General features: G+C 61.6%; 24 protein-coding genes. 12 read left to right on the plus strand and 12 right to left on the minus strand.

The genetic code is table 11. The features are described from left to right. Nucleotides 1-85: 85 nt before the first annotated feature. Genes trpC through trpE form a run of 4 tightly spaced genes read right to left on the minus strand, consistent with a single transcriptional unit; the run spans nt 86 to nt 4,096 of the window. The gene (gene trpC / locus SSPSH_RS08595; protein ID WP_006914826.1) at nt 86-892 is read right to left on the minus strand and encodes an indole-3-glycerol phosphate synthase TrpC; all 807 of its coding nucleotides are present in this window, start codon (nt 890-892) and stop codon (nt 86-88) included. Further along, complete coding sequence (gene trpD / locus SSPSH_RS08600) at nt 889-1,923, minus strand: anthranilate phosphoribosyltransferase (RefSeq protein WP_006914828.1); 1,035 nt, start codon at nt 1,921-1,923, stop codon at nt 889-891. Before trpD ends, trpC begins: the two co-directional genes overlap by 4 nt. 14 nt (nt 1,924-1,937) lie before the next feature. After that, nucleotides 1,938-2,552, minus strand: coding sequence for an anthranilate synthase component II (locus tag SSPSH_RS08605; protein WP_006914830.1), 615 nt, complete (start codon nt 2,550-2,552; stop codon nt 1,938-1,940). Further along, on the minus strand, nt 2,549-4,096 hold the full coding sequence (gene trpE / locus SSPSH_RS08610; protein ID WP_006914831.1) for an anthranilate synthase component I: 1,548 nt from the start codon (nt 4,094-4,096) through the stop codon (nt 2,549-2,551). The genes SSPSH_RS08605 and trpE overlap by 4 nt, the downstream gene beginning before the upstream one ends. A gap of 783 nt (nt 4,097-4,879) precedes the next feature. On the opposite strand from trpE, the gene SSPSH_RS08620 reads away from it, so the two are divergent. After that, a complete protein-coding gene (locus SSPSH_RS08620) occupies nt 4,880-5,917 on the plus strand; it encodes an OmpW family outer membrane protein (RefSeq protein WP_006914833.1) in 1,038 nt (345 codons plus the stop codon). A 63-nt stretch (nt 5,918-5,980) separates the two neighbouring features. Here the strand turns inward: SSPSH_RS08620 and rpe are convergent, their stop codons facing one another. Beyond that, nucleotides 5,981-6,667, minus strand: a complete 687-nt coding sequence (gene rpe, locus SSPSH_RS08625) for a ribulose-phosphate 3-epimerase (RefSeq protein ID WP_006914834.1) — start codon at nt 6,665-6,667, stop codon at nt 5,981-5,983. A gap of 71 nt (nt 6,668-6,738) precedes the next feature. Here rpe and SSPSH_RS08630 point away from each other — a divergent pair, with 71 nt between their 5' ends. Together SSPSH_RS08630 and SSPSH_RS08635 are read left to right on the plus strand one after the other, a co-directional pair. Next, nucleotides 6,739-7,194, plus strand: coding sequence for a CopD family protein (locus tag SSPSH_RS08630; RefSeq protein ID WP_006914835.1), 456 nt, complete (start codon nt 6,739-6,741; stop codon nt 7,192-7,194). A 72-nt stretch (nt 7,195-7,266) separates the two neighbouring features. Then, nucleotides 7,267-8,151: a phosphoribosylaminoimidazolesuccinocarboxamide synthase gene (locus SSPSH_RS08635; protein WP_006914836.1), complete on the plus strand. Its 885-nt coding sequence runs from the start codon at nt 7,267-7,269 to the stop codon at nt 8,149-8,151. 58 nt (nt 8,152-8,209) lie between these two features. On the opposite strand, the gene SSPSH_RS08640 is transcribed toward SSPSH_RS08635, so the two are convergent. From SSPSH_RS08640 to SSPSH_RS08660, 5 genes are all read right to left on the minus strand, one after another. Next, a complete protein-coding gene (locus tag SSPSH_RS08640) occupies nt 8,210-10,183 on the minus strand; it encodes an alpha/beta hydrolase (protein ID WP_006914837.1) in 1,974 nt (657 codons plus the stop codon). A 349-nt stretch (nt 10,184-10,532) separates the two neighbouring features. Next, on the minus strand, nt 10,533-11,234 hold the full coding sequence (locus SSPSH_RS08645; RefSeq protein ID WP_006914839.1) for an ankyrin repeat domain-containing protein: 702 nt from the start codon (nt 11,232-11,234) through the stop codon (nt 10,533-10,535). 45 nt (nt 11,235-11,279) lie between these two features. Further along, entirely contained in the window at nt 11,280-12,149 is an 870-nt protein-coding gene (gene prpB, locus SSPSH_RS08650; RefSeq protein WP_006914840.1) for a methylisocitrate lyase, read from the minus strand. Nucleotides 12,150-12,326: 177 nt separating this feature from the next. After that, a complete protein-coding gene (locus SSPSH_RS08655) occupies nt 12,327-13,775 on the minus strand; it encodes an aldehyde dehydrogenase family protein (protein ID WP_006914841.1) in 1,449 nt (482 codons plus the stop codon). 95 nt (nt 13,776-13,870) lie between these two features. Beyond that, nucleotides 13,871-14,527: a TetR/AcrR family transcriptional regulator gene (locus SSPSH_RS08660; RefSeq protein WP_006914842.1), complete on the minus strand. Its 657-nt coding sequence runs from the start codon at nt 14,525-14,527 to the stop codon at nt 13,871-13,873. A gap of 162 nt (nt 14,528-14,689) precedes the next feature. On the opposite strand from SSPSH_RS08660, the gene SSPSH_RS08665 reads away from it, so the two are divergent. The 3 genes from SSPSH_RS08665 to SSPSH_RS08675 all read left to right on the plus strand — a co-directional run bounded on the left by SSPSH_RS08665 (nt 14,690) and on the right by SSPSH_RS08675 (nt 17,402). Continuing rightward, the gene (locus SSPSH_RS08665; protein ID WP_006914843.1) at nt 14,690-15,871 is read left to right on the plus strand and encodes an alkane 1-monooxygenase; all 1,182 of its coding nucleotides are present in this window, start codon (nt 14,690-14,692) and stop codon (nt 15,869-15,871) included. A gap of 126 nt (nt 15,872-15,997) precedes the next feature. Continuing rightward, a complete protein-coding gene (locus SSPSH_RS08670) occupies nt 15,998-16,165 on the plus strand; it encodes a rubredoxin (protein WP_006914844.1) in 168 nt (55 codons plus the stop codon). Nucleotides 16,166-16,247: 82 nt separating this feature from the next. After that, nucleotides 16,248-17,402, plus strand: coding sequence for an NAD(P)/FAD-dependent oxidoreductase (locus tag SSPSH_RS08675; protein WP_006914845.1), 1,155 nt, complete (start codon nt 16,248-16,250; stop codon nt 17,400-17,402). Nucleotides 17,403-17,608: 206 nt separating this feature from the next. On the opposite strand, the gene SSPSH_RS08680 is transcribed toward SSPSH_RS08675, so the two are convergent. Together SSPSH_RS08680 and sixA are read right to left on the minus strand one after the other, a co-directional pair. Next, nucleotides 17,609-18,736, minus strand: a complete 1,128-nt coding sequence (locus SSPSH_RS08680) for an FAD/NAD(P)-binding protein (RefSeq protein ID WP_006914846.1) — start codon at nt 18,734-18,736, stop codon at nt 17,609-17,611. A gap of 19 nt (nt 18,737-18,755) precedes the next feature. Further along, nucleotides 18,756-19,265, minus strand: coding sequence for a phosphohistidine phosphatase SixA (sixA, locus tag SSPSH_RS08685; protein ID WP_006914847.1), 510 nt, complete (start codon nt 19,263-19,265; stop codon nt 18,756-18,758). Between the two features lie 525 nt (nt 19,266-19,790). On the opposite strand from sixA, the gene SSPSH_RS08690 reads away from it, so the two are divergent. The 6 genes from SSPSH_RS08690 (at nt 19,791) to SSPSH_RS19880 (ending at nt 26,439) form a co-directional block, all read left to right on the plus strand. Continuing rightward, nucleotides 19,791-22,820: a ribonucleoside-diphosphate reductase subunit alpha gene (locus tag SSPSH_RS08690; protein ID WP_006914848.1), complete on the plus strand. Its 3,030-nt coding sequence runs from the start codon at nt 19,791-19,793 to the stop codon at nt 22,818-22,820. Between the two features lie 9 nt (nt 22,821-22,829). After that, entirely contained in the window at nt 22,830-23,138 is a 309-nt protein-coding gene (locus SSPSH_RS08695; RefSeq protein ID WP_006914849.1) for a BrnT family toxin, read from the plus strand. After that, the gene (locus tag SSPSH_RS08700) at nt 23,135-23,347 is read left to right on the plus strand and encodes a hypothetical protein (RefSeq protein WP_006914850.1); all 213 of its coding nucleotides are present in this window, start codon (nt 23,135-23,137) and stop codon (nt 23,345-23,347) included. The genes SSPSH_RS08695 and SSPSH_RS08700 overlap by 4 nt, the downstream gene beginning before the upstream one ends. Nucleotides 23,348-23,408: 61 nt before the next feature. Then, nucleotides 23,409-24,608 (plus strand): ribonucleotide-diphosphate reductase subunit beta, encoded by a 1,200-nt coding sequence (locus tag SSPSH_RS08705; RefSeq protein ID WP_006914851.1) that lies wholly within the window; start codon nt 23,409-23,411, stop codon nt 24,606-24,608. 28 nt (nt 24,609-24,636) lie between these two features. Next, on the plus strand, nt 24,637-24,864 hold the full coding sequence (locus SSPSH_RS08710) for a hypothetical protein (RefSeq protein WP_006914852.1): 228 nt from the start codon (nt 24,637-24,639) through the stop codon (nt 24,862-24,864). Nucleotides 24,865-25,464: 600 nt separating this feature from the next. Continuing rightward, entirely contained in the window at nt 25,465-26,439 is a 975-nt protein-coding gene (locus SSPSH_RS19880) for a DNA cytosine methyltransferase (RefSeq protein WP_006914853.1), read from the plus strand. Nucleotides 26,440-26,590: the final 151 nt, after the last annotated feature.

The raw sequence follows: 26,590 nt of genomic DNA on the forward strand, positions 1-26,590 counted from the left end.
CTGTGCCACGAACACGAAAGTGTCCGCAGAAAGCCGGGGACTGGCTTGTCGGGCGGGTGTTATCGCGCGGCTGGGGTTGCGACTGCTATCGGAGTGGATCCAGCAACGCGCACAACGCGGTACCAGGATCGGGCTCACGCATGAAGGACTCGCCGATCAGGAACGCGCCGAAACCGGCCTCTGCGAGTTGGGTCAGGTCGGCCGGTGTATGAATACCGCTTTCGCTGACCAAAAGCCGATTGGGGGGAATGGTATCGCGGAGGTCGATGCTCGTATCGAGAGTGGTCTCGAAGGTGTGTAGATCGCGGTTGTTGATACCCAGAATCGTGCGCTCTGGGAGTTCGAGCGCGCGTTCGAGTTCTTCGCTGTCGTGCACTTCGGCGAGTACGTCCATGCCCAGTTCGAAGGCGCGATCGGCGAGTTCGGCCATGAGTTCGGTATTCAGGGCGGCGGCAATCAGGAGAATGCAGTCGGCGCCCATGGCACGGGCCTGATCGACCTGGATGGTATCGATCATGAAATCCTTGCGTAGCACGGGCAGGTCGCAGGCCTGGCGGGCCAGGGCCAGAAAGTCGTTGTCGCCTTGAAAGAAATCGCGATCGGTGAGTACCGACAGACAGGCCGCGCCGCCGGCGGCATAGCGCTCGGCCAGCCAGGCGACGTCGAAATCCTCGCGGATCAGCCCTTTGCTGGGTGATGCCTTTTTGATTTCAGCGATCACTGCGCGTGGCGCTTTGGCACGCAGCGCATCGGCGAAGCCGCGCGGCGCGAAGGCGCGTTCGACGGCGGCGTTCAGTTCTGCGGTCGAGGTCTGGGTACGAAACGCATCGATTTCTTCGCGCTTGCGCACGAGGATGCGGTCGAGGATCGTATCGGTCGTACGTACGCTCATGAGTTCACCATGCCGACGCGGCCGGTCATCGTTTGGGTGAGTTCGGAAAGCGCTGCCATGCGTTCGCCGGCAGCACCGCTGAGCAGCACCTCGCGAGCCTGCGAGACGCCCGCGGCAATATCGGGCGCATGGCCGGCGACATATAGCGCTGCGCCCGCATTGAACGCAACCATGTCGAGCGCGAGCCCGGCCTTGCCGGCAAGCACATCGCGCACGATCTCCAGGCTCTCGGCCGCGGACTTCACCCGTAGGCCGTCCAGCGAACCGCGTTCTAGGCCGACATCTTCCGGGGCGATCTTGTAGGTCGAGATCTTGCCGTCCTTCAATTCGGCGACCCGGCTCGGGGCGTTGATGGAGAGTTCATCGAGCCCGTCCTCGCCGTGCACGATCATCACGTGGCGGCTGCCCAGGCGCTGCAGCACCTCGGCCAACGGTTCACACAGATGGCCGTTGAACACGCCCATGACTTGATTGCGTGCGCCGGCCGGGTTGGTGAGCGGGCCGATGATATTGAAGATGGTGCGTACGCCCAGCTCGCGTCGCGGGCCGACCGCATATTTCATGGCGCCGTGATGGGCCGGCGCGAACATGAAACCCACCCCCAGCCGGCGAATACATTCGGCCACCTGCTCGGGCGATGTGTCGATTGCTACGCCGGCGGCTTCGAGCAGATCCGAACTGCCCGAAGAGCTGGAAACCGAGCGGTTGCCGTGTTTGGCGACATGCCCGCCCGCGGCCGCCACGGCAAATGCCGCGGCCGTGGAAACATTGAAGAGCCCGGCGGCATCGCCGCCCGTGCCGCAGGTATCCACGAGTTGATCGGCCAGTGCCGGGTCCACGGGCACATCGGTGGCCAGTTCGCGCATGACGGTCGTGGCGGCTGCAATCTCCGGCACCGTTTCGCCTTTCATGCGCATGGCGATCAGAAAACCGCCGATCTGAGCTGCGGTGGCCTGACCGGTCATGATCGCGGTCATCGCCTGATGCATGCGTTCGGCCGAGAGATCGCGCCCGGCGACGATATGGTTCATCAACTCCTTGTCGATCACTGGGCTTCTCCCGTGGCGGGCTGGCCTTCGCCGCAGCGTTTGAGAAAGGTGCGCAGCATTTCATGGCCGTGTTCGGACAGGATCGATTCCGGATGAAACTGCACGCCTTCCGCGCCCGTCGGCGTATGAATCAGGCCCATGATTTCGTCCATTTCGCCGTCTTCGGTCTCGGTCCAGGCCGTGATCTCGAAATCGGCCGGCAGGCCGTCGCGGGCGACGATGAGCGAGTGATAGCGTGTGGCGGTAAGCGGATCGTCGAGATTCTCGAATACGCCACGCCCGGTATGCCGAATCACCGATGTCTTGCCGTGCATGACCTGGCGTGCGCGGGTCACCTTGCCGCCGTAGGCTTGGCCCAGCGCCTGATGCCCCAGGCATACGCCGAAGATCGGCAGCCGATGGGCCAGACGCTGGATCAGCTCGACCGATACGCCCGCTTCATCCGGCGTACACGGGCCGGGCGAGACGACGATGCCGGCCGGCTTGAGTTCTTCGATATCTTCGACCGTGACCTGATCGTTACGCACCACGTGGACTTCGGCCTCAAGCTCGCCGAGGTACTGCACCAGGTTGTAGGTAAACGAATCGTAGTTGTCGAGCATGAGAATCATGCGTCACCCCCGTTGCGCGGTGTGCTGGCCTGCGCGCGTGTACTGAGCCCGCGCTCGGCGATGGCCGCGGCTTTCATCACGGCCTTGGCCTTGTTCATGGTTTCTTCCCATTCGGCGGTCGGCTGCGAATCGGCCACGATGCCGCCACCGGCCTGGACATGAATCTCGCCGTCCTTGAGCACGGCGGTACGAATGGCAATCGCCAGATCCATGCTGCCATTGCCGGCCAGATAGCCCACCGCGCCGCCATAGACGCCGCGTTTGACCGGCTCGATTTCGTCGATGATTTCCATCGCCCGGATCTTGGGTGCGCCGGAGAGCGTGCCGGCCGGGAAGGCGGCACGCAGTGCATCCATCGGGGTGAGGTCGTCGCGCAGCTTGCCGGTGACGTTCGAGACGATATGCATGACATGCGAGTAGCGCTCTATGGCCATGCGTTCGGTCAGCTTCACGCTACCCGGCTGCGATACGCGCCCGACATCGTTCCGCCCGAGGTCGATGAGCATCAGATGCTCGGCGATCTCTTTCGGGTCTTTGAGCAGATCTTCGGCCAGGGCTTCGTCTTCGCTCGCGGTGGCGCCGCGCTTGCGCGTGCCGGCGATCGGACGCACGGTGACTTCGCCGTCCATGGCGCGCACCAGAATCTCCGGCGAGGCGCCGACCACGTGATGGTCGCCGAAGTTGAAGTAATACATGTACGGCGAGGGGTTCAGGCTGCGCAGCGCCCGGTACAACGACATCGGCTCGGCGTTGAACGGCGCCGAGAGACGCTGGCTCGGCACTACCTGCATCACGTCGCCGGCCTGGGTGTAGTCGCGAATACGACGCACCGCGTCTTCATAACCGGTCTGGGTCAGACCGGACACGAAGCGGCTGTCGTCGAGCAACTCGGACGGGGCCTCGTCGGCGTTTGCTCGCGTCGTGCTGGTGGTCAACGGCTGTTCGAGACGATCGAGCAGCGCGTCGAGCCGGCGGGCTACGCGCTCACGATCGGCCTCGTCGCCGTCTACGTAATGCGCAACGCAATAGAGCTTGCCCGACAGATTGTCGAAGATGACCAGCTCTTCGGCGATCAGCAGCAGGATATCCGGCAGACCGAGCGGGTCGTCCTTGCCGGCACCGCCGGCCGCCAGACGCGGCTCGATATAGCGAATCGTGTCGTAGCCGAAATAGCCGACCAGCCCGCCGGTCAGGCGCGGCAGCTCCGGTAGGCGCGGCAATGGGCGCGCATCGTTGAAGGCTTGAATCCAGGCCAGCGGATCGTCGGTCTCGATCTGTTCGAGAACCGCGTCGTCGCGTTCGTGCACCAGCGTGTGGCCGCGTACGCGAATACGCTCGGCACAGGGCAGGCCGATAATCGAATACCGGCCCCAGCGCTCGCCGCCCTGGACCGATTCCAGCAGAAACGAGTAGGGCGCGTCGGCCAGTTTGAGATAGGTCGACAGCGGCGTGTCGAGATCGGCCAATGCCTCGACTACCAGCGGCACGCGCGGATGTTGAAGCGAATGGGTGGATTCGCGGTGGGAAGCAGACGAATTGTTCATGAAGTCACTCGATCGAAAATCGCAAGAAGTGCGCGCTCGGCCAGCCGTAAGAGCAGGGTAATACGCGCGAGACAATGTCCAGGCTATTCAGCCTCGCCAGTCGTCTTCTCGCCATCGCCAAGCCGCATCAAAAGCGCGGTTGGCGGTGTTTTTGAATCGATTCGGTGTCATGTCGGTCGTCATTCGTCGCAGGCGCGCCGCGCGCCACGGTAAGTCAATGCTGACTTATCTGATCCGCCTTGCCAAGTCACACCCGCGGACTTACCCGCCGGCCCGGTGATCGGGTTTTCCGGTCGGCCGCTGTATAGAGCTGCTACGCCTTATAGGAGAGCCGGCGATACGGCACCAGTGCTTCCCATTCTGCCTCGGGTAGCGCTGACAAGGTTAATAGGCTGACACCTCGTGCGTCATTGTTTGCCGCCACAGCTGTAGATGCATCGAAATCGCGCTCGAGGCTACTGATCGTGCAGCGTATTTTGCGCTACGACCGAAGAATGACGTGCGGACATAATGAATTCGGAAAATATTTCTTTCGATATCGCCGGTGCCAAATCAAGGAACCACGCGGTTTGCGCCGGATGGCGGTCGCTACAGGTCTGAAAATAATTGTTTTTATAGATATCGTAGTGATAGGTTTTGCAACCATCGGCTTCTACGCTTATCGGCGGATAACTGGCGCGCAATCAGTAAGTTGTGCGTCGGTCGCGCGATGGCATGTCGTCGTGGGGGATACAGGCAGCGAGGCGTGGAGCCGTGTGCTCATACCAAAAGGAGGAGATGCCTATGCCTGTTGTCCAGTATCGCCCGACCGCCTGGGCTATTGCCCTGTGTTTTGTTCTCGCTGCCGGTACGCTGCCGTGTCGTGCTGCCCGCGCGAATGACGAAGAAGCGGCGGCTGTACCCGGGGCGCGCGATGATGTCGATACGTCGCACCGTGGTTTCTACGACCGTTTCGTTAAGGACAAGCTCTATATAAAGCCCGGCGTGTCGTATCTTGATTTCAGTCAGCTCGAAAGTTCGGAGCTGGATTTGTCCGGCGTCGAGTTTCCGGCCTCGCTGGCGGTGGGCAAAGGCCGTATTGCCGGCGCCACCGCAACAATAGCCAATCAGTCGATCGCGACGATCGGGGTCGGCTACAACATCCCGGGGACCGGTCGTCATCTGTCCTTCGAAACCATCATCGGCAAGCCGATCGATATCGATTTCATCGCGCAGCCGGGCACGTTACGGGATCAGTCGCTCGCGCCCACGGCGGATCTGGGTAATCTGGTCACCGGCGATAGCGTGCTTGAACAGGCGCTCGGTCAGACCCTCAGCGATCTGGGTTCCGCGGTTAATTCGGCTACTGGGCTGCTGGATACCGGCATCCCGCCGCTCGGTCGCGAACTGGGCACTGTGAAGAGTCTGCCGATCATGATGACGCTGACCTACCACCCCTTTCCGGATGCATTCGTACGGCCCTATCTGGGCGGCGGCGGCATCTATCTTTACAACTACGATGCCGAGATCAGCAACGATGTGCTCACCGAGGTGAGCGATCCCGGTTTCGATGTATCGTCAACGCCGGGCTATATTCTGCAGGCCGGCGTGGATATCGGCTCGCCGCAGGGTGGTTTTTACGGCTTTGCGGACGCGCGCTATATCGGTGGCGCGACCGTGAAAGGCAGTCTGTCGGATGTGAACGTCCGGCTCAACAATCAGGCCCTGGCCAATACGCTCGGTCTGCTGGGTTACGGCGAAGACATCGCAGTCGGCGACGCCGACATCGAACTCGAGATCAACGCCATGATTTACAGCGTGGGTGTCGGCTACCGCTTCTGACGTGGAGACCCACGCCAAAGCGTTTGTTCACCGGCCCGCCGGTTGTCGTTCTCCTTCGCTCGCTCAGGCGAGTTCGGCACGCATGTCGGCAATGACTTTCGCATAGTCGGGTTGGCCGAAGATCGCCGAGCCGGCGACGAACGTATCGGCGCCGGCATCGGCCACACGCTTGATGTTGTCGGTCTTGATGCCGCCGTCGACCTCCAGCCGGATATCGCGGCCCGAGGCATCAATGATCTCGCGGGCCTCGGCGATCTTGCCAATGGCTTCTTCAATGAATTTCTGGCCGCCGAAGCCGGGGTTCACCGACATGATCAGCACGATATCGACCTTGTCGAGCACGTATTTCAGCCATTCCAGCGGCGTGGCGGGATTGAATACGAGCCCGGTCTTGCAGCCGGCGTCGCGTGCCAGTTGCAGGCTGCGGTCGACATGTTCGCTGGCTTCCGGATGAAAGGTGATCGACGTCGCGCCGGCTTCCGCAAACGCGCTGATCATGGCATCCACCGGTTTGACCATTAGATGTACGTCGATCGGCACGTTCGGATGCCGGGCCTTGAGGCGCTTGGCCAGCGCCGCGCCGACCGGCGGGCCGAAGGTCAGGTTCGGCACGTAGTGGTTATCCATCACATCGAAATGAATCCAGTCGGCGCCAGCGTCGATGACCGCTTCGCATTCGTCGCCCAGTGCGGCGAGGTCGGCAGCGAGAATCGAGGGCGCGATGAGCGGCGCGTATTTGGATCGGGACATGATTCAAAACCGTGGATCGGACAGCGGCGCTAGTTTACGCTTTGCGGATTGTCTATGTCAGTCGAGCTTGAATGAGCGTTCTTATCGCGTTGCATGCGCTTGCCGCCGTTATCTGGGTGGGCGGGCTATTCTTTCTGGTTGGTATTTTGCGCCCGGCCGCTTCGTCCGTGCCGCTGGCCGAACGGCTGCCGCTGCTATTCACCGCGATGGGGCGCTTCTTCCTCTGGGTATGGATTGCGATCATCGTGCTGCTGGTCACCGGTAACACCATGATTTTCATGCTCGGCGGCATGGCCGGTGTGCCGCTGTATATCCATCTCATGCAGGCGCTGGGCTGGGTGATGTTTCTGTTGTTCGGGCATATGTTCTTCTCGCCCTGGCGGCGCGTGCGCGTGGCGCTGTCGGCGGGTGCCCTGGCCGATGCCCTCCGGGCGATGAACCAGCTGCGATTCTTTGCGGCCATCAATCTCGCCATCGGCCTGTTGGTTGTCGTCATCGCCACAGGCGGGCGCTACTGGGTGGGTTGATAACAGCGCACCGGGCGCGCGCTGATAGAATTGCGCCGGTCATCCATTCAACGCCGCCGCTGCGCCTGTGCCATGCCCGACACATTATTTGAATCCGATCTGCACAGCGTGCCGCTGCTCATGCGCGGCAAGGTGCGCGATGTCTATGCGGTGGGTGATGACCATTTGCTGATTGTGGCCACCGATCGCCTGTCGGCGTTCGACGTGATCCTGCCCGATCCGATTCCGGGCAAGGGCGCGGTGCTCACGGCCGTCTCCAATTTCTGGTTCGATCGGTTTGCTGGTCAGATCGCCGATCATCGAGCTGACATACCGCTGACCGATGTGCTCACCGGTGAAGAGATAGAACAGGTCGCGTCGCGGGCGATGCTGGTCAAGCGTCTCGATGCGTTGCCGGTGGAAGCGGTCGCACGCGGTTATATCATCGGTTCCGGCTGGAAGGACTATCAGGCCACCGGCACGGTGTCGGGTATCGAACTGCCGGCGGGGCTGAAACAGGCACAGCAGTTGCCCGAACCGATATTCACGCCGTCGACGAAAGCCGAAGCCGGTGAACACGACGAGGCCATCGATTTCGATGCGGTCGTGGATCTGATCGGCGCCGAGCGTGCCGCCGAGGTGCGCGATGCCACCTTGTCGATCTACAAGGACGCGGCTGCCTATGCACGCGAGCGCGGCATCATCATTGCCGATACCAAGTTTGAATTCGGCGTGGATGCCGCCGGCCAACTGGTGCTCATCGACGAAGTCCTTACGCCGGATTCGTCGCGTTTCTGGCCCGTTTCCGAGTACGACACGGGTATGAGCCCGCCGAGCTTCGACAAGCAGTACGTGCGCGATTATCTGGAAACGCTGGACTGGGACAAGACCGCGCCTGGCCCGCGCCTGCCGCAACAGGTGATCGACAATACCGCGGCCAAGTATCGCGAAGCACAGCAATTGCTTACCGGCGCGTAGGCGACCCGCGTGCCGGTGATGGGCCGGCCCCGCCGTGCGGCGGGGCCGACCTGAAATTCTAGACGCCCGTTTCGTAGTCCTGCGGGTCGAGAATCGGGATCTGGACGCTGCCGTTGATCGTGCTGGCCGGTACCAGCAGATCGCGCGAGAAGCTCACCGGATATTGCGGGTGAAACCCGTATATCAGCAGGCCCAGTTCGTCGCCTTCCGACAGGCGCTCGGCAATGCCCGTCATATCCAGATCGTGACTGCCGAAACCGCGCAGCGGCGTGAGCTGATCGTCGATGAGATCCCAGCGCGCCGTGCCCGCCGCGCGTTTGCCCAGCGCAAGGAAATAGATTGGATCACAGCCGAGCGCGAGTGCATCGATGGCACAGTCACCGGGTTGCTCCTGACCCAGGATGCCGCCGAGCAAATCGCCGACCGGGTCGATGATCTGATCGACCGTGATCGCGATATGCGGAATGCCGGCGACCACGCCGCCACCGACCGGCGCGGTATAGAACGACTGGGTCTGTAGCAACGGCTCGCGCGTGGCGCTGCCGAGCACACTGCCGAGTATGCCGAGCGTGCCGGACAGGGCCGGCGTGTCCATTGCGATATCGAACGATTCGCCGCCCCGGGGAATGGTGTCGGTGGCAATCGCATCGCCTTCGGCAAGGCTCAGGCAGAGTTTGTCGCCGATGCCGAGTGCGGCGTCGAGCGCGCCCTTGTCGGCCTGCAGTTTTTCCTGGAACCAGGCGAAGGTCACGTCGTAGAGATCGAGGCTGCCACAGGTCTGGCTGCCACCGGCATCCTGGAATGCGGGCAGGGTGAGTGCGGCATAGAACGGGTCGAGCGGGTCTTCGAGGCCGGCCGTGCCCAGGCTCGCGGGCAGAATATGGCCGGTCTGATGGGTGAGCAGTCGCACATCGCCGCCAAGCGCTTTTAGGCAGTCGTAGCTGTTGGCGGCATCGTTGAAGTTGAACAACGTGTCGCGAAAACCTTGGGTGATCAGGGCGTCGATCTTGTGCAAGCCGCCGGGTGCGACCTCAAGTGGGTCCGGCACGCCGATGGTGAATCCGTCCTGCGAACCCGCGGGCTCGTTCTCGCAGAAAAAGCGCAGGCTGTGATAGCGGAACAGGTTCAGTGCCGCGTCGGGAATACGATTGGTGAGCGCGCCGCGCACGGCGGCTTCGTAGATGACCGGGTCTTCGCGCAGGCCCTCGGCGCGCTGCACCTGTTCGAGCACGTGGTCCACGATGACGCTCGGGTCGCCCGTGGTCGCCAGACCGAGTATCGGCACTTCGCCTGCGGCGACCAGCGCCAGCACCCAGCCGCTCTTGATCACTTCGTTCGGATCGAGCGCGTAGGTGAGGTCGTAGGGCGCGATATCGGGTGCGATCACGCGCAGGCGTTCCTCGGGATCGGCGCCGGCGAGTAGCCATTGGTACATGCCGCCGTAAGAGCCACCATAGCTGCCGACCTTCATCTTGCCGTTCGCGCGTCGGGCCAGGCCTTCGAGGTTCTCGGCCCAGTCGAGCACGCCGACCAGATCCTGACCCTCGAAATCGGGCGACATCACGCGCACGGTGTTCGAGGTTTCGCCGAACCCCCGCTGATCGATCGAGATCAGGTAGTAGCCCGCGTCACGCAGGCGTTGCTGGAATGCATCCGGTGTCTTGCTGCGGCTGCCGCCATATCCATGGCCGTGCAGTATCAGCGGATAGCTCTCGCCGGCCACTAGCTCGGCCGGCTCCATCACGGTCAGCACGATATCGTCGGTGCCGCCGTCGTTGGTAGCGATGGTCAGCGTCTCGTCGTAGACGCGCCCGGCGCGGCTTTCGGCGACCGGTACCGTTGGGGCGCTGGTGTCGTCGCCGTTATCTTCTCCACTACCGTCGTTGTTCGGTGTTTCACTGTCGCCGCTGTTGGCGCCGGTGCTGTCGGCGCTAGCCAAAACGACGTTGCCGTCGTCTTTGCAGCCGGCCAGTATCAATACGCTGCAGCACAGCACAATCGATAGCGCGTGCTTCAATCCGTTCGCACCCATGATGTCTCCCTCGCTTGTATGAGCGCTAGACGCTCTTTTGTTCTAATCGCGCCAGTTAGCCAGCCGCGCCGGTGGGCTCGCTGGCGGTCGCCAATCTGAAAATCGATCTTTACGGCAAGGCGAGGGTGCGTGCAAGCAAGCCGCGACTCGGCGCATCGCGCGAACGCCAACGCGCGTCGGTGATGCTTGAAAGCAAACGATAATCCGGAGAATAACGGCGGCGCTATCCGAACGGCCGCGTTGCAGGCACGGCGTATACCGCCTCTGAATGGCCCGTTGCGCGCTAAATTGTCTTATGCGCGGGGTGTCTGAGTGCGCGCTCGAACGATGACGCGTACGCAGGAAGCGCTTAGGCAGCGTCCGCCGTGCGCGTGGATGCGGTCTTCGACTGCGATTCGTCGTTGGCGCTGGCCTGGCGGGTGAGTTCGCTATCGAGCATGCCGATGATGCGATTGCGATCGATACGCTGATCCTTGATGGCCAGGAAGTAGGCATAGCCCATCGCGCGTGTATCGTTCTTGCCGGCACGGTGCTGCAGGTCGGCGCCGTGGTCGATCATGAAGCGCAGCATTTTGGGGTCGTTGCGCTGGATGGCGAAGAACAGGCCGGTGAGCTGATCGCTGCCCGCACGCGGGTCCTCGGCATCGATATCCAGACCGTGGGCGAGATAGAAATCGGCACAGCCGTAAGGATCGTCGAGCCGGGCTTCGCGTTCGAAGATATACACCAGCCCGCCGGCTTCGCGCAGGTCAGGCACATCGGCCTCGCGCTCTGCGACCTGATCGAAGTCGCGTTCGCAGAACCCGCGTTCTTCGATTGAAGCCTGCATCTGCGCGTTCCCCTCGTCTGCGCTGGCGGCTTGCTCGCTGCCGGCTGTCGCATCGCGGGTTGCCGCATCGCCTGACCCGCGCTCGGCCAGTGTGGCCGAGTCGCGCTGGCTGTCGGTCTGGGCGGCGTCCGGCGTCAGCACCCCAGGCCCGCCAGCAAGCCAGAAGATCAACAGACCCAGAAAGATTGCGACGATAATAGTAATAACGACGATCGGTCTCATAGGCGGGGTCTCGTTGGCTTGGGCGGGGTTTTCGGTCAGGTGTGGTTACTGGTCTTTGTTTTCGCCGAACAGGGCGTCGAGCTTGTCTTCGTATTCGTGATAGCCCAAGTGTTCGTAGAGTTCGTTGCGCGTCTGCATGCGATCGACCACGTTCTTCTGGGTGCTATCGCCGCGGATCGCGGCATAGACGTCCAGCGCCGCGTTCGCCATGGCGCGCGAGGCAGACAACGGATAGAGCACCATGGCCACGCCCTGGTCGCCCAGCTCGGTGGTGGTATAGAGCTCGGTTTGGCCGAATTCGGTGATGTTGGCGAGTACCGGCACGCCGAGGTCGGTGAAACGCTTGTACATCGACAGGTCGGTCATCGCTTCGGCGAAGATGAAATCGGCGCCGGCTTCGATACAGGCCGCGGCCCGTTCGACGGCCGAGTCCAGGCCTTCGACGGCCAGCGCATCGGTGCGCGCCATGATCAGCATCTCGTCGCGGGCATCGGCTGCCGCGGTCACGCGCTCGGCCATTTCCTCCTTGGAGACGATCGCCTTGCCTGGGCGATGCCCACAGCGTTTGGCGGCCACCTGGTCTTCGATATGCACACAGGCCGCGCCCGCGCCTTCGAACAGCTTGACCGTGCGTCCGATATTGAATGCGCTGCCCCAGCCGGTATCGATATCCACCAGCAGCGGCACATCGGTGGCATAGGTGATACGGCGCACGTCTTCGAGCACGTCGTTCATCGTGGTCATGCCCAGATCCGGCAGGCCATAGGACCAGTTCGCCACGCCGCCGCCGGACAGATAGATCGCCTTGAAGCCGCTGTGTTCGGCCAGCATCGCCGAATAGGCATTGATCGCACCCACGATCTGAAGCGGGTGTTCGGTTTCGAGTGCGGAAAGAAAGCGTTGGGCTGCGGACATAATCGTCTAACGGTCGGATTGAATGACGGGCGTCAGCTTAACTCAAGCTCGATATTCTGCGGTGCTAGGTCGATACGCAAAGAAAGCACGATTCGCTGATTGCGCAGACCGCCATCTCGTAAAGCGGTGCGATCTGCGAAATCTGCGGATACTTACCGGTATTCGCGGACCGGTTTCTCAGCTGAGCCAGCGCGTGGCGAACTTGATGAACCAGCGGGTGAAGCCCTTGTAGGGCGGTAGGAACAGAAAGCTGAGCGAGAAGCGCTCGCGCACCACGGCGCGTTCGTGGCTGAAGGCCTTGAAGCCGTAGTGACCGTGTGAGTTGCCGAGCCCGGAGTTGTTGACGCCGCCGAAGGGCAGGTTCGCGTGCAGGAACTGCACCATCGAGTGATTTACGCAGGAACCGCCCGCGCTGGTGTGGGTGAGCACTTTCTCGATGAAGTCGTTGTCGCGCGCGAATACATATAGCGCCAACGGTTTCGGCTTGGCGTTGATTTCACCGATGATGCGGTCGGTATCGGTGAACGGCACGATCGGCAGCACGGGGCCGAAGATTTCCTCTTCGAGCACGCGCGAGTCGCGGTCCACGTCGGTGAGTAGTGTGGGGGCGATATAGTTGTCGTCATTGGCCGGTACGCCGCCCATCGGCACCCGCGCGCCGCGCTGGGTGGCGTCGTCGATCAGCCCTTTGACGCGCCCGTAGTGCTTGTCGTTGACGATGCGGCAGTAGTCCGGGTTCGACTCCATGCGGGACTGATCGCCATAGAGCTTGGTCATCGCCTTGCGCATCGCCTCGATGAAGCTGTCGACAATATCGGTATGGACATACATATAGTCCGGCGCGATACAGGTCTGGCCGTTGTTGGCGAACTTGCCCCAGGCCAGGTTTTTGGCCGCGTTGGCGATATCGGCGGTCTTGTCGACGATCACCGGCGACTTGCCGCCCAGTTCGAGCGTGACCGAGGTGAGATTCTCCGCCGCGGCGCGCATCACGATCTTGCCGACTGCCGGCGAACCGGTGAAAAAGATATGGTTGAAGGGCAGCCCCAGCAGGTGCTGGGAGGTTTCCACCGCGCCCTGAACGACCGCGACTTCATCCTCGTCGAAGATATCTCTGACGATCTCGTCCATGAGCTGTGCGCAGTGCGGCGTCAGCTCCGACGGTTTGAGAATGACCGTATTACCGGCCGCGAGCGCCGAGACAAGGGGGCCGAAACTCAGGTTGATCGGGTAGTTCCAGGGCGAGATGATCAGGCAGACGCCCTTGGGCTCGTTGCGCACCTCGGCCGAGGTGCCGAACATCAGCAGCGTGGGGCGCTTGCGCTCGGGCTTCATCCAGCCTTTGAGATGACGAATGGCGTGGTTGGCTTCCATCACCACCGGCAGGATTTCGGTGATATCCACTTCCGGGGCCGGCTTGGCAAAGTCTGCATGACAGGCTTTGTAGATCTGTTCGGTGCGATCGAACATGGCCTGCCGCAGGCGTTTGAGCTTTTCGATGCGCTCGGCGGCCGTGGATGTACGCAGCGACAGTGCCTTGCTCTGCTGGGCCGCAAACAGCCGCTCGGTTCGATTATGGTCGGCCTCTTCGGGCGCGGCGGCGATATTCTCTACGGCGGTACTCATGGTTATCCTCCTGTCTCGACGCCGGCGGCATCGAGCGTTGCTCGCGTTGTCTTGATGTTATGTCAGTTTCTTGTCGCAGCGGCCGGCGGCGATATTCAAGATTCTTCCGCCATGTCCAGCCGTTCTGCCGCGCGCTTGGCCAGTGCCGGTGCCCGCGCATGCGCCTGAAAGAAGATATGCGCGAGTACGCGCACCACACGTCGGTGATCGCGGGTGCTGCGATGGCCCAGCGGCAGCACGATCGCCTCGATCAATGAAATGAACGCGCGCGCCATATCGCGCGTCGAGCCTTCCACGCCCAGCGCGTTGGCCGCGCGGGCTTCATCGAGTACCTGTTCGATCGCCTCCGAGGCCTGGGCTTCGAAGGCCTGCTGCACGGCAATCGCCGATTCGACTTCGGCCGTGCTCGGCTTGAGCCAGTAGCCGGCGATACCGTCGGCCAGGCGCGGGTCCTCGACCAGGTGCTCGAGGCCGGCGAACATTGCAAAAATCTGTTCGACCGGGTCGGTTTCGTCCGCCACGGCATCGAACACATGGGCTTCGAAAATGCCGATCAGACGGCGCATGGCATCGGCATACAGCGTCTGCTTGCTGTCGAAATGCCAGTACAGCGCCGCTTTCGTTACCCCCGATTCCTTGGCCAGACGGGTCATCGAGACGCCGTCATACCCGAAGCGGCCGAAGGCGCGAAATGCTGCCTCGCAGATGCGCTTGCGCGTTTGCCGTGGATCCGTGTCGACCGGTCGTGCCATGCCGTGTCTTCGTCTATCGATAGAGAACCCGACGTTAGCACAGGCTATTGACTAACCGGTCGATTAATTCATAGAGTTACATCGTGCAATGTAATAAACCGATCGGTCGGGCGCAAAGTAGCCGACTCGGTCGTGTCAATGCCGCTAACGCGAGGAGATCGCATGAATACAATGACAATGGCCGAAGCGCGGGCCCACGACCGCAAGCGCTGGCTCTGGCCGATGGGCTTCGGGATCATCATGATCGTGGCCGCACTGGCGCTCACCGGCTGGATTACGGGTCAGACCTGGTTGATCTTCGCCGGGCCGATCGTCGTCTATGGCGTGGTGCCGGTGCTCGATCTTTTAATCGGCAAGGACAGCACCAATCCGCCCGAGCGGGTGCTCGATATCCTCGAGGACGACCCGTTCTATCGCTACTCGACCTATATCTATGTGGTCGTTCAGCTCATTCTTTTCGTGGCCGTCTGCGCGATCGTCGGTACGCAGGATTTGACGTTCTGGCAGTGGCTGGGCTTTGTCAGCACCATTGGCATGCTCTCGGGTGTATCGATCAATACCGCCCACGAGCTGGGCCACAAGAACACCGCGGTCGAAAGCTGGCTGGCCAAGATCGCGCTGGCGCCGGTGGCCTACGGCCATTTCTATACCGAACACAATCGCGGCCACCACAAGAACGTCGCGACGCCGCACGACCCGGCGAGCGCGCGTATGGGCGAGCCGTTCTGGCGCTTTCTCGTACGCACCGCCGGCGGCAGTGCGCGTTCGGCACTCGATATCGAGAAGCGGCGCATGGCGCGCAAGAACCGCAGCTTTTGGAGTGTGCACAACGAAGTGCTGCAGTCCTGGGGTATGACGATCGTGCTCTGGGGCGCGCTGATGTTCGCCTTCGGGATCGAACTGCTGCCGTTTCTGGTGCTCCAGGCCATCATCGGTGCGTCGCTTCTGGAAGCGGTCAATTACGCTGAACACTACGGCCTGCTGCGCAAAAAGCTCGAAAGCGGTCGTTACGAGCGCTGCCAGCCAGAGCATTCCTGGAACAACGATCACATCGTGACCAATATCATGCTCTTCCATCTGCAACGTCATTCCGATCACCATGCGCACCCGACGCGTCGTTATCAGTCGTTGCGCCATTTCGACGAGGCACCGCAGTTGCCGACCGGCTATGCGGGCATGATCGTTCTGGCCTATTTTCCGCCGCTTTGGTATCGGGTGATGGACAAGCGCGTTGTCGCGCACTACGACGGCGACCTGCGCCGGGCCAACCTGCAGCCGGAAAAACGCGAGCGCCTGTTGGCGAAATATCCGCCGCCGCATGCGCCGGCCGATGCGTCTGCATAGCGCGGTCGCTGCGTAATCAAGAAATCGCCGTCGTACGGTGGTTTTGGTAGCCTTGAATTCTACCGAGCGGGCGCCGTTACTACGGCGCCCGAATTTGCTACAGCGCAATAGTTCAAAGGACGTTAGATGAAGAAATGGCAATGCATCGTCTGTGGTTTCGAGTACGACGAAGCCGAAGGCATGCCGGACGAAGGTATCGAGCCGGGTACCAAGTGGGAAGCGATCCCCGACGATTGGACCTGCCCCGACTGCGGCGCGCCCAAGGACGATTTCGAAATGATGGAAGTCGACTGATAGAAGTCGGTTGAAAGCAGCCGCACGTCGTCACGCACGGGCCGCTTGCCGGCCTGTTTTCTGATCTCACTCGAGAGCACGCATGGATCCGATCATTATCGTCGGCACCGGGCTGGCCGGTTACGGTACCGCCCGCGAATTTCGCAAGCACGACAAGGAGCGCCCGCTGGTTCTGATCACCCGCGACGACGGCGCCAACTATTACAAGCCCGATCTGTCGGAGGCGCATGCCAAGGAGGCCGAGCCTGACGATCTGATCAAGAAAGACGTCGATGCGATGGCCGAAGAGCTCGATGCGACGATTCATACCCATCGTCAGGTCGAATCCATCGACCGCGAGAATCGCCAGGTCGTGCTCAACGGCGACACGTTCACCTACCACAAGCTCGTGCTCGCCTTCGGCGCCGACCCGATCGTGCTCAAGCTGGCCGGTGACGCCACCGAGTCGATTCATAAGGTCAACAACCTTTCCGACTATCGCGCCTTTCGCGCGAATCTGGGCGAAGCCAAGCATGTGGCGATCCTGGGCGCCGGTCTGATTGGCTGCGAGTTCGCCAATGATCTCGTCAAGGCAGGCTACGAGGTATCGGTAGCCGACCCGGCCGACTGGCCGCTGTCGCAACTGTTGCCCAAGGCTTGCGGCCAGGCCGTTCAACACGGTTTGGCACGGGCCGGCGTGCACTGGCATCTCGGCCATGCCGCGACCGGCGTGCATCACGCCAACAAAGAGCTCCAGATCCTGCTCGACAATGACGAAAGCATTCGGGCCGACGCGGTACTGTCGGCAGTCGGCCTGCGCGCCGGCATCGACCTGGCCGAAAAGGCCGGGCTGGAAATCGACAAGGGTATTGTCGTCGACCGTACGCTGGTCACGAGCGATCCGAACATCTACGCGCTCGGCGACTGTGCCGAAGTCGATGGCCAGTGGCGGCCCTATGTGGGCCCGCTCATGCAGTGCGCGCGCACGCTGGGCAAAACGCTGGCCGGCGCCGACGGCGACACGGCCGGTCAGGTCAAATACCCGACCCTGCCCATCATCGTGAAAACCCACGTCTGCCCGGTTGTGGTATTGCCGCCGGTCGAAAGCGGCGGCCAATGGGAAATCGAAGGCGATATGCCCGATTTCGAAGCCCGCTGCATGAGCGAAGACGGCCGGCTCATCGGCTTCGCGCTCACCGGCGAAGCCACCAACAAGCGTCGCGACTACATCAAGGAAGCGCCGCCGCTGATGGCGTAGTCCGTGAGCGTCTGGCGTTCCACCGAGTCCTGACCGTCTTGTTCGCAGCGCACGAGATCGTGTTGCTTACGCATTTGTTCTGCCGCAAACCGACCGGCTAGCACGCGCTCGAGGCATCTCGCGAACGCGTGAACGGGGGGGGGTATTTCAGCGCGGTATGTCGATCCAGGCGGCAAACCGAAGCGAGCCGGAATGCGTTTACCTGGCTAGGCGACGTGCCGCGCGTTGCCCTGTGCAACGCGCGACAGCCGCGCACCCGCCAGTCGTGCGCCCTTGATATTGCCGGCCATCGGCCCGAGCTGAAGACTGGCCGGTCGCCCGAGCAGATGCAGGCCGGGCGCGGCTTCCAGGTCGTCGTTCATGAAGACATGCCCGTCGCGATCGCAGCGTAGATCGAAATTACGGATACAACGATCGAGCAGGCTGTTCTCGGCCGGCCATGGCTCGAAACCCGTGGCCAGAATCACGCGGTCGGCATCGAGTCGCCGGCCGTCGTCGAAAAGCAATCCGTGATCGTCACGGACTGCAACGCTGCCACGCCGCCATGCGATATCGCCGGCAGCCAGGGCGGCGGTGATCCGCGCGAAAACATCCGGTGGCAGGGTGCCGGGCTGGCGGGCTTCGGCGAGCAGGGCGGTGCGCTGTTCGACTGGCGTGTTGGCAAACGGGGTCAAGCAGCGCGGGCCGGCATAGCAGGGGTCGCTATCGAAATCGGCACGCCGCGGTGCCTCGCGTGTGACCCAGCAGACCGCGTGGCCGAGTCCGCGTAGACGCAGCGCGAGCTGGGCGCCGGTGATGCCGCCGCCGACGACCGCGACGTGCATGTCGGTGGATGTGTTGATATCGAAATCGCGGTCGTAAACATGTTCGCAGCGTATGGCCCACGCCGGGCGATACGGCGCGTTGGGCCCGAGTGCGAGCACCAGGCGTGCCGTGTCGTGCCGGGCACCGTCTGTCGTATGCACGCGCCAGCCGCGGCTCAGGCGTTCGATGCGCTCGGCGCGTGCGGCAATACGTGGTGGCTCGGCCAGTGCTTGGGCTGCGTGGGCTTCGAACAAGGCACGCGAGGGGCGCCGGTAATAGCCCAGTTCGTTGGCGCCGTCGAAACCGTGTTCGCCCGCGAACACGCGTAGCGAATCGGCGCGCTGGCCCAGATGGTGTGCGTTCGACGAGCGCAGATAGGTCATGCCGCAGGCGTCGGCACGGCGCCGCCAGGCGGCGAGCGCGGGGCGGTCGTCGATTACTGCGAGCCGTGCGCGCGGCGCGGCCGCGGCAATCGATTGTGCGACGAAGCTGCCGTGCAGGCCGCCGCCGACGATCAGCCAGTCGTACATGTCAGCGCGAGCGAACGCCTTAGCCGAGCTTGCGCAGCTGGCGGGCGGTCAGCAGCCAGCGCAATGTGCTGGTGCCGCCGTCCGGCGGGCCGGGGAACTCAAGCAGGGCCGCGCCGGCTTTCTTGAAGGCCATCAAACGATCGCGCCGGCGGGTCAGGCTCCAGGACACCCAGGTGGCCAGATCCGGCTCGTGGCCGACCAGTACCAGGCGGCGATCGCCGAAGTGCGTGTGCAGGTATTCGTCGAGTGCGGCCATATCCACCGGCGGAGCGAGCACATCGGCTTCCTCGATGGTGGGGTCGTCCAGATAACCGGCCAGAATCTCGGCGGTCTGCACGGCGCGCAGTAGCGGGCTGGTGACGATATCGTCCACCGCCAGCTCGTTGAGCGTGGCGCGCAGGCCCGCCGCCGCAGCGCGCGTACGGCGCGTGCCTTCGGGGGTGAGGGGGCGTTCTTCGTCCGACAGACCCAGGCCGTGGGCCTTGTCGGCGTCGAGCGCAATACCGTGGCGAATGACGATGATATCCATGGCGCTATTGTCCCCTGTGAACGCTGGCACTGCCACCGCGCGATGGCTGTTTGCTCGGGTCGAAGCTATCGAAAATCGCGGAGCCGCTAAAAATTTTTATCGTCATTATTTTCATGAATCGTTTCGCCTTCCGGTATCGGTAAAAACGCTTGTACGCCAAGTCTTTTACAGATCGTCCACGAGATCTGTGGAAATTTTGCATGCGCTGGGCGCCCACGCCGGTGCGCGAGGCTACGACCCAAGTATGTCGTCGGCTGGCCAGCCGATGATCATCCCCGCGAGGCCTTGCGGGACACGCGATTGCGCCGGTTTCACCCCAGTTTATCCACAGTGTTGTCCACGCCTTGTTCACCGTAGCACCACAACATATAGTTCTGTTGGTGGCGAAAAGGGGTGCTTGACCACAGTATCTAGTGGGGTAGAGTTCGCCGACAAGACGTTGTCCCCAGCGCGGCACGGCGTCTACCGGTTTCGTTTTAGCGCGGCGTCGTTCTCCCGGCGCGGTGTATTTCAAGAGGCATAGCCATGGAGCAAACACAGGTTTCCGATCGCGCGAATGCGCGCAGCGAACAGCCGGCATCGGCCGATTCGTACGGCGCCAGCATTGAGGCGACGGCGCCGGGCAGCTACAAGGTCATCCGCCGCAATGGCAAGGTCACCCCGTTCGATGCCTCCAAGATCGAGCTGGCCGTGACCAAGGCCTTCATCGATGTCGAAGGCCAGCAGGGCGCGGCGTCTTCGCGTATCCGTGAAACCGTCAAGCAGATCACCGAACAGGTGGTGCAGGGCGTGACCCGCAGCCTGCCGGGCGGCGGCGCGGTACATATCGAGGATATTCAGGACTACGTCGAGCTCGCGCTCATGCGCAGCGGCGAACACAAGGTCGCGCGCTCCTACGTGCTGTATCGCGAAGAGCGGGCCCACGAGCGCGCCGCCAAGCTGGCCGAGAAGGGCGCCGAAGCCGGCGAGCCGGCCCGTGCTGCCGATATCAACGTCGCCTTCACGGACGGCACCACCCGCCCGCTGGATCGCGATCGCCTGGGTCGCGTGATCGACGAAGCCTGTGCCGGCGTCGACGGTGTCTCTGCCGAGCAGGTCCTCAAGGACACGCTCAAGAACGCCTTTGACGGTATCGCGGAAGACGAGCTGTCCACGGCACTCGTGCTGTCGGCCCGTCAGCGTCTGGAAGCCGAGCCGAACTACGGCACGGTCGCCGCTCGCCTGTTGATGGACAAGATCCGTCACGAAGGCCTGACCTTCCTCGCCGACGGCGCGGTGGAATACGCCACCCACGCCGAAATGCGCGAGCGCTATCCGGCCTACTTCAAGGACTTCATCGCCGCCGGCGTAGAACATGAGCTCATCGACCCGCAGCTGGGCGAATACGATCTCGACCGTCTGGGCCAGGCCCTGATTGCCGATCGCGATCTGTCGTTCACCTATCTGGGCCTGCAGACGCTTTACGACCGCTACTTCATCCATCACGAATCCAAGCGCTTCGAACTGCCGCAGGCGTTCTATATGCGCGTGGCGATGGGCCTCGCGATCAACGAGATCGAGCGCGAAGAAAAAGCCATCGAGTTCTACAAGCTGCTCTCGAGCTTCGACTTCATGTCGTCCACGCCGACGCTGTTCAACTCCGGCACGCTGCGCCCGCAGTTGTCGAGCTGCTACCTGACCAGCGTCTCGGACGACCTGCACGGCATCTACGGCGCAGTGCAGGACAACGCCATGCTGTCCAAGTTTGCCGGCGGTCTGGGCAACGACTGGACGCCGGTGCGTGCCATGGGCGCCCATATCAAGGGCACCAACGGCAAGTCGCAGGGCGTGGTCCCATTCCTGAAAGTGGTCAACGACACGGCCGTGGCCGTGAACCAGGGCGGCAAGCGCAAGGGCGCGGTCTGTGCCTATCTGGAAACCTGGCACAAGGACATCGAGGAATTCCTCGACCTGCGCAAGAACACCGGCGACGACCGTCGTCGCTGCCACGACATGAACACCGCGAACTGGATCCCCGATCTGTTCGTCAAGCGTGTGCTCAACGACGAGCCGTGGACGCTGTTCTCGCCCAACGACGTGCCGGACCTGCACGATCTCACCGGCAACGCCTTCGAAGAAGCCTATGTGGGCTACGAAGCCAAGGCCGCCCGCGGCGAGATCAAGAACTACAAGACGCTGTCGGCGGTCAACCTGTGGCGCAAGATGCTGTCGCTGCTGTTTGAAACGGGCCACCCGTGGTTCACCTTCAAGGACCCGTGCAACCTGCGCAGCCCGCAGCAGCACAAGGGCGTGGTGCATTCGTCCAACCTGTGCACCGAGATCACGCTCAACACGTCGCCGGGCAAGGAAATCGCGGTCTGCAACCTGGGCTCGGTGAACCTGCCGCAGCACATTGAGAACGGCGAATTGAACGTGGCCAAGCTCGAAGCCACCATCAACACCGCCATGCGCATGCTCGATAACGTCATCGAGTACAACTACTACAGCGTGAAGACCGCACGGGACTCCAACCTGCGTCATCGCCCGGTGGGCATGGGCCTGATGGGCTTCCAGGACGCGCTCTACAAGCTGAAACTGCCCTACGAATCGAGCGACGCGGTGGACTTTGCCGATCGTTCGATGGAGCAGATCAGCTACCTCGCCATCAAGGCCTCGACCAATCTGGCCGAAGAGCGCGGCGCCTACAGCACCTTCAAGGGCAGCCTGTGGGATCAGGGCATCCTGCCGATCGACTCGATCAAGATCCTGCGCGAAAACCGCGGCGCCGAATATCTGGACCAGGACGAAGGCCAGACGCTGGATTGGGAAACCCTGCGTGAGCGCGTCACCCGCGTGGGCATGCGTAACTCCAACTGCATGGCCATCGCCCCGACGGCGACCATCGCCAACATCACCGGCGTGAGCCAGTCCATCGAGCCGACGTACCAGAACCTGTACGTCAAATCGAACCTGTCGGGCGAGTTCACCGTCATCAACCCCTACCTCGTGGAAGACCTCAAGGCGCTTGGCCTGTGGGACGAGGTGATGGCCAACGATCTCAAGTACTACGACGGCAGTGTGCAGGGCATCGACCGTATTCCGGACGATCTGAAAGTGCTCTACAAATGCGCCTTCGAGATCGACCCGCGCTGGTTGGTGGAAGCCGGTTCGCGCCGCCAGAAATGGCTGGATCAGGCCCAGAGCCTGAACCTGTACATGGCCGAACCCTCGGGCCGCAAGTTGGACGAACTCTACAAGTTCGCCTGGAAGAAAGGCCTGAAGACCACCTACTACCTGCGTTCCACCAGTGCCACGCATACCGAGAAGTCGACGATCACCGATCATCGTCTGAACGCGGTCGGCAACGGCGGCAAGGGCTCCGGCGGCGGTACCGGCGCAGGTGGCTCGGCCAACGGCGGCGGTCAGGCGGTCAACGCGGCGTCCAACGGCGCGAGTGCCAGCGAAGCGCCCAAGGCACGGCCCACGGCCTCGGCCAGTGCGCCGGCGCCGGAAGGCAAGCCGACCGCACCCATGGCCTGTGCCATCGACGATCCGGACTGCGAGGCCTGCCAGTAGGCGTTAGCCATGACCACGCCGTGTTTTCGTTACCAATGGGATGCCGCCAAAGCGCTTGCCAATCGACGAAAACACGGCGTGAGTTTCGATGTCGCCGTAGGCGTTTTTCGTGACCCGCTGGCTCTGACAATTGCCGATCCGGCGCACAGCGAAACCGAAGAGCGTTGGATTACACTCGGCGTTGTACCGGAAACAGGCTTGCTGGTCGTGGTTCATACCTGGGCCGAGTGGAGCGAAAACGAGATCGACGTACGCATGATCTCGGCTCGGCGCGCCAGCAGACGGGAACAACGCGACTACGAAGGTGGCGACCTATGAAAGACGAATACGATTTTTCGAACGGCGAACGCGGCAAATTCTATCGGCCCAACGCCTCGCACCATATTCCGTTGTATCTCGACAGTGATGTCATGGAGTTTTTGGCGAAACGTTCGCGCGATCAGGGTATTGAACCGCGCGAGCTAGCCAATCAAATGCTCAAGAAAGACATCGAGATCGTGCAGGCGGCGGAAAGAACATCCAAATAACGCGCGTTACAACGCAACAGAACACCGCTTTTTAACGAAGCAAGGCAAAAGGAACGACACCATGCTCGACTTCGAAGACACACCCCGCCAAGGCACGCCCGAGCACAAGCCGGGCAGCACGGCCAACCCGAACCCGGCCGGCAACGCGCCCGATCCGTACGCGCTCGACAAGCAGCCCGAAAAAACCAACCAGTCCGGCGCGGAAGAAGCGGTCACCGGTCTGGAACAGGTCGAACTCGGCGCCGGCCGTGTCTCGGTCGACGAAAAGCGCATCATCAACTGCCGCGCCGACGTCAACCAGCTCGTGCCCTTCAAATACACCTGGGCCTGGGAAAAGTACCTCAACGCCTGCGCCAACCACTGGATGCCGCAGGAAGTGAGCATGTCCGCCGACATCGCCATGTGGCAGGACCCGGACGCCCTCACCGAAGACGAGCGCCTTATCCTCAAGCGCGGCTTCGGCTTCTTTGCCTCCAGCGAATCGCTGGTCGCCAATAACATCGTGCTGGGTGTGTACAAGCACCTCACCAACCCCGAATGCCGCCAGTACCTGCTGCGCCAGGCCTTCGAGGAAGCCGTGCACGGACATACCTTCCAGTACATCGTGGAAAGCCTCAACCTCGACGAGGGCGAGATCTTCAACATGTACCGCGAGCTGCCCAGCGTGCACAACAAGGCCGCCTGGGCCATGCAGTACACCCAGAGCCTGAACGACCCCAACTTCCAGACCGGCACCCACGAAAACGACCAGATCTTCCTGCGTGACCTGATCGCCTTCTACGTGATCTTCGAAGGCATCTGGTTCTATGCCGGCTTCGTGCAGTACCTGAGCTTCGGCCGCCGCAACAAGATGACCGGCACCGCCGAGCAGATGCAATACATCATGCGCGACGAGTCCATGCACCTGAACTTCGGCATCGACGTGATCAACCAGATCAAGATCGAAAACCCGAACCTCTGGACGCAGGAATTCCAGGACGAAGCCCGTCGCATGATCGACGAAGCCATGCACCTGGAAATCGAATACGCCCACGACACCATGCCCCGCGGCGTGCTCGGCCTGAACGCCAGCATGTTCGACGAATACATGAAGTTCATCGCCAACCGCCGCTGCTCCCAGATCGGCCTGGCCGAACTCTACCCCGGCGCGGAAAATCCGTTCCCGTGGATGAGCGAGATGATGGACCTCAAGAAGGAGAAGAACTTCTTTGAAACTCGGGTGATTGAGTATCAGTCGGGTGGGGCGTTGAGCTGGGATTAAGAGCTAAGCCAATAGTCAAGTTGCCGCCGTGTCTGCTACCGATCGACTGAAAGAACAGATCGCCTACCTCAAGCTTTGGTTGGGCATTCTCGTTGTCACCGGTATCAGCATTGGCGGCTGGCTCGTTAGCAATTGGGACGATTCCACGTGGCCGTTGCTGATGGGCGCTGTCGTTGGTTTGTTCTCGATTGCTGGCGGTTGCCGTGTACTCCACGCTAAGATCGAAGAGAAGATTAACCAGCTCGAGGACTTGTAAGCCATGGATATTTTGGTCGGATTGCTGATAGCTGGCGGCGCGGGTTTTCTCACGTATTTGGCAATTGACGCAGCGCGTCGGGCGTAAGCTGGCTATTTGGTCGCGGCGCAAGATGACGATGTTAGTCGTATCATCTCAGCGCGAATTCCAACATGCCATGAGCGAAAGCAATACCAAAAGGCGGATCTTCCGGCGACCAAGAACTTAACGAGCAGGTCCCCACGTCGGACGACGATATCGATACGCCGGATATCCCGAAATAATGGAGTCGCGCCGAGCGCGGCAAGTTTTATTTGCCAGGGTCGGCGCACAACGTAGTGCTGTATCTTGATCGTGACGTTGCGGCCTTTCCCGCTGAGCGAGCGTTCGCCCGTGGCGTCCCGTTACGCGCTTTGGCGAACGAGATGCTGAAGAAGGATATCGATATAGTGCGGTCTGTTTAGTCTGCTCGAACTCGCAGTTTTGACCTAATGCGATACCTGATCCTAAGCCGTCTGTAATACGGCTACCACCCGTACGCTGAGTTTCAGCGTTACGACCATGTGCACGAATCCGCGCGAGTTGATAACCTGGCGATTGTACAGTCGGCTCGGGACACGAATGGACTTTATCGATCTATACTGCGGCGCTGGTTTTGGCGCCAGAGGCGCTGTTGCCGGTGGTGGTGTCGCAAGACTCGCCGTCGACATATGGCAGGCCGCGACTGCCACTTATCAATGCAATTTCCCTGAAGCCCACGTCATCACCTCTAGCGTTGACGACGTGGAGCCAAGGCGATTCGATCCGGCGCTTGGAGCGGATCTCCTTCTTACCTCTCCGGAGTGTACGTCCCACTCATTAGCCCGCGGGAATAGGCCGGCGGATGAAACTAGTCTTGAGACTGCTATCTCATTTATGCCTTGGGTCGACCATTTTAGGCCACGTTGGATTGTAATCGAGAATGTGGCTCGACTTCGCGCCTGGGACCGTTACGCTTCACTATGCGACCAAGTGGCTCGGCGCGGTTACGAGGTTAGCGAGTGTCTCCTGAATGCCGCTGATTTCGGTGCGCCACAGGCGAGAAAGCGCTTATTTATGATATGCGGACGCGAGTCTTCGCCTCCAACAGTCGACGCTCTTTATCCCGTGCACGCGCCGCGTCGCACCGCTAGAGATATCGTTGATTCTGATGGGACATGGCGTACTACGCCGCTTTATAGCAAACGCCGCGCTGAAGCTACGGTAGAGCGAGCCGAGCGAGCGATTGCGGAGCTGGGCCGCGGAGTACCGTTTTTGATTGTCTATTACACGTCTGATCGAGCTGGAGGGTGGCAGTCGCTCGATCAGCCTCTCCGCACGATCACGACGGTGGATCGATTCGGTTTAGTAACCTGGGACGGCAATGAACCCCGATTGAGAATGCTTCAGCCGCCCGAGTTATTGCGTGCTATGGGCGCGGATAGGCATCTGCTCGATGTCGGGTCCAGGCGGGATAAAGTAAAACTTTGCGGTAACGGAATCTGCTCTCCGGTTATGCAGAGAATAGTCGAATGTCTTCGCGATATTGACAATCGAGTTGCGCGGGAGGCGGCCTAAGCCGATGACCGCTTCCCCGCCGCTCACATAGGCGATTCAAACCTTGCGCGATTATAGAATGTAAACCTACTCTTTTAGCTTTATTCTGGAAAGCGGCGGATAACTGCTTTGTTGGCTTTGGCGCATTCACTTGAAAAACCGAAAGTGCGGA

This window comes from Salinisphaera shabanensis E1L3A (assembly GCF_000215955.2).
Lineage (GTDB): Bacteria > Pseudomonadota > Gammaproteobacteria > Nevskiales > Salinisphaeraceae > Salinisphaera > Salinisphaera shabanensis.

Coding starts and splice junctions, on each gene's coding strand:
- trpC (WP_006914826.1), bottom strand. CDS start 892: ATGAGCGTACGTACGACCGATACGATCCTCGACCGCATCCTCGTGCGC.
- trpD (WP_006914828.1), bottom strand. CDS start 1,923: ATGAACCATATCGTCGCCGGGCGCGATCTCTCGGCCGAACGCATGCAT.
- SSPSH_RS08605 (WP_006914830.1), bottom strand. CDS start 2,552: ATGATTCTCATGCTCGACAACTACGATTCGTTTACCTACAACCTGGTG.
- trpE (WP_006914831.1), bottom strand. CDS start 4,096: ATGAACAATTCGTCTGCTTCCCACCGCGAATCCACCCATTCGCTTCAA.
- SSPSH_RS08620 (WP_006914833.1), top strand. CDS start 4,880: ATGCCTGTTGTCCAGTATCGCCCGACCGCCTGGGCTATTGCCCTGTGT.
- rpe (WP_006914834.1), bottom strand. CDS start 6,667: ATGTCCCGATCCAAATACGCGCCGCTCATCGCGCCCTCGATTCTCGCT.
- SSPSH_RS08630 (WP_006914835.1), top strand. CDS start 6,739: ATGAGCGTTCTTATCGCGTTGCATGCGCTTGCCGCCGTTATCTGGGTG.
- SSPSH_RS08635 (WP_006914836.1), top strand. CDS start 7,267: ATGCCCGACACATTATTTGAATCCGATCTGCACAGCGTGCCGCTGCTC.
- SSPSH_RS08640 (WP_006914837.1), bottom strand. CDS start 10,183: ATGGGTGCGAACGGATTGAAGCACGCGCTATCGATTGTGCTGTGCTGC.
- SSPSH_RS08645 (WP_006914839.1), bottom strand. CDS start 11,234: ATGAGACCGATCGTCGTTATTACTATTATCGTCGCAATCTTTCTGGGT.
- prpB (WP_006914840.1), bottom strand. CDS start 12,149: ATGTCCGCAGCCCAACGCTTTCTTTCCGCACTCGAAACCGAACACCCG.
- SSPSH_RS08655 (WP_006914841.1), bottom strand. CDS start 13,775: ATGAGTACCGCCGTAGAGAATATCGCCGCCGCGCCCGAAGAGGCCGAC.
- SSPSH_RS08660 (WP_006914842.1), bottom strand. CDS start 14,527: ATGGCACGACCGGTCGACACGGATCCACGGCAAACGCGCAAGCGCATC.
- SSPSH_RS08665 (WP_006914843.1), top strand. CDS start 14,690: ATGAATACAATGACAATGGCCGAAGCGCGGGCCCACGACCGCAAGCGC.
- SSPSH_RS08670 (WP_006914844.1), top strand. CDS start 15,998: ATGAAGAAATGGCAATGCATCGTCTGTGGTTTCGAGTACGACGAAGCC.
- SSPSH_RS08675 (WP_006914845.1), top strand. CDS start 16,248: ATGGATCCGATCATTATCGTCGGCACCGGGCTGGCCGGTTACGGTACC.
- SSPSH_RS08680 (WP_006914846.1), bottom strand. CDS start 18,736: ATGTACGACTGGCTGATCGTCGGCGGCGGCCTGCACGGCAGCTTCGTC.
- sixA (WP_006914847.1), bottom strand. CDS start 19,265: ATGGATATCATCGTCATTCGCCACGGTATTGCGCTCGACGCCGACAAG.
- SSPSH_RS08690 (WP_006914848.1), top strand. CDS start 19,791: ATGGAGCAAACACAGGTTTCCGATCGCGCGAATGCGCGCAGCGAACAG.
- SSPSH_RS08695 (WP_006914849.1), top strand. CDS start 22,830: ATGACCACGCCGTGTTTTCGTTACCAATGGGATGCCGCCAAAGCGCTT.
- SSPSH_RS08700 (WP_006914850.1), top strand. CDS start 23,135: ATGAAAGACGAATACGATTTTTCGAACGGCGAACGCGGCAAATTCTAT.
- SSPSH_RS08705 (WP_006914851.1), top strand. CDS start 23,409: ATGCTCGACTTCGAAGACACACCCCGCCAAGGCACGCCCGAGCACAAG.
- SSPSH_RS19880 (WP_006914853.1), top strand. CDS start 25,465: ATGGACTTTATCGATCTATACTGCGGCGCTGGTTTTGGCGCCAGAGGC.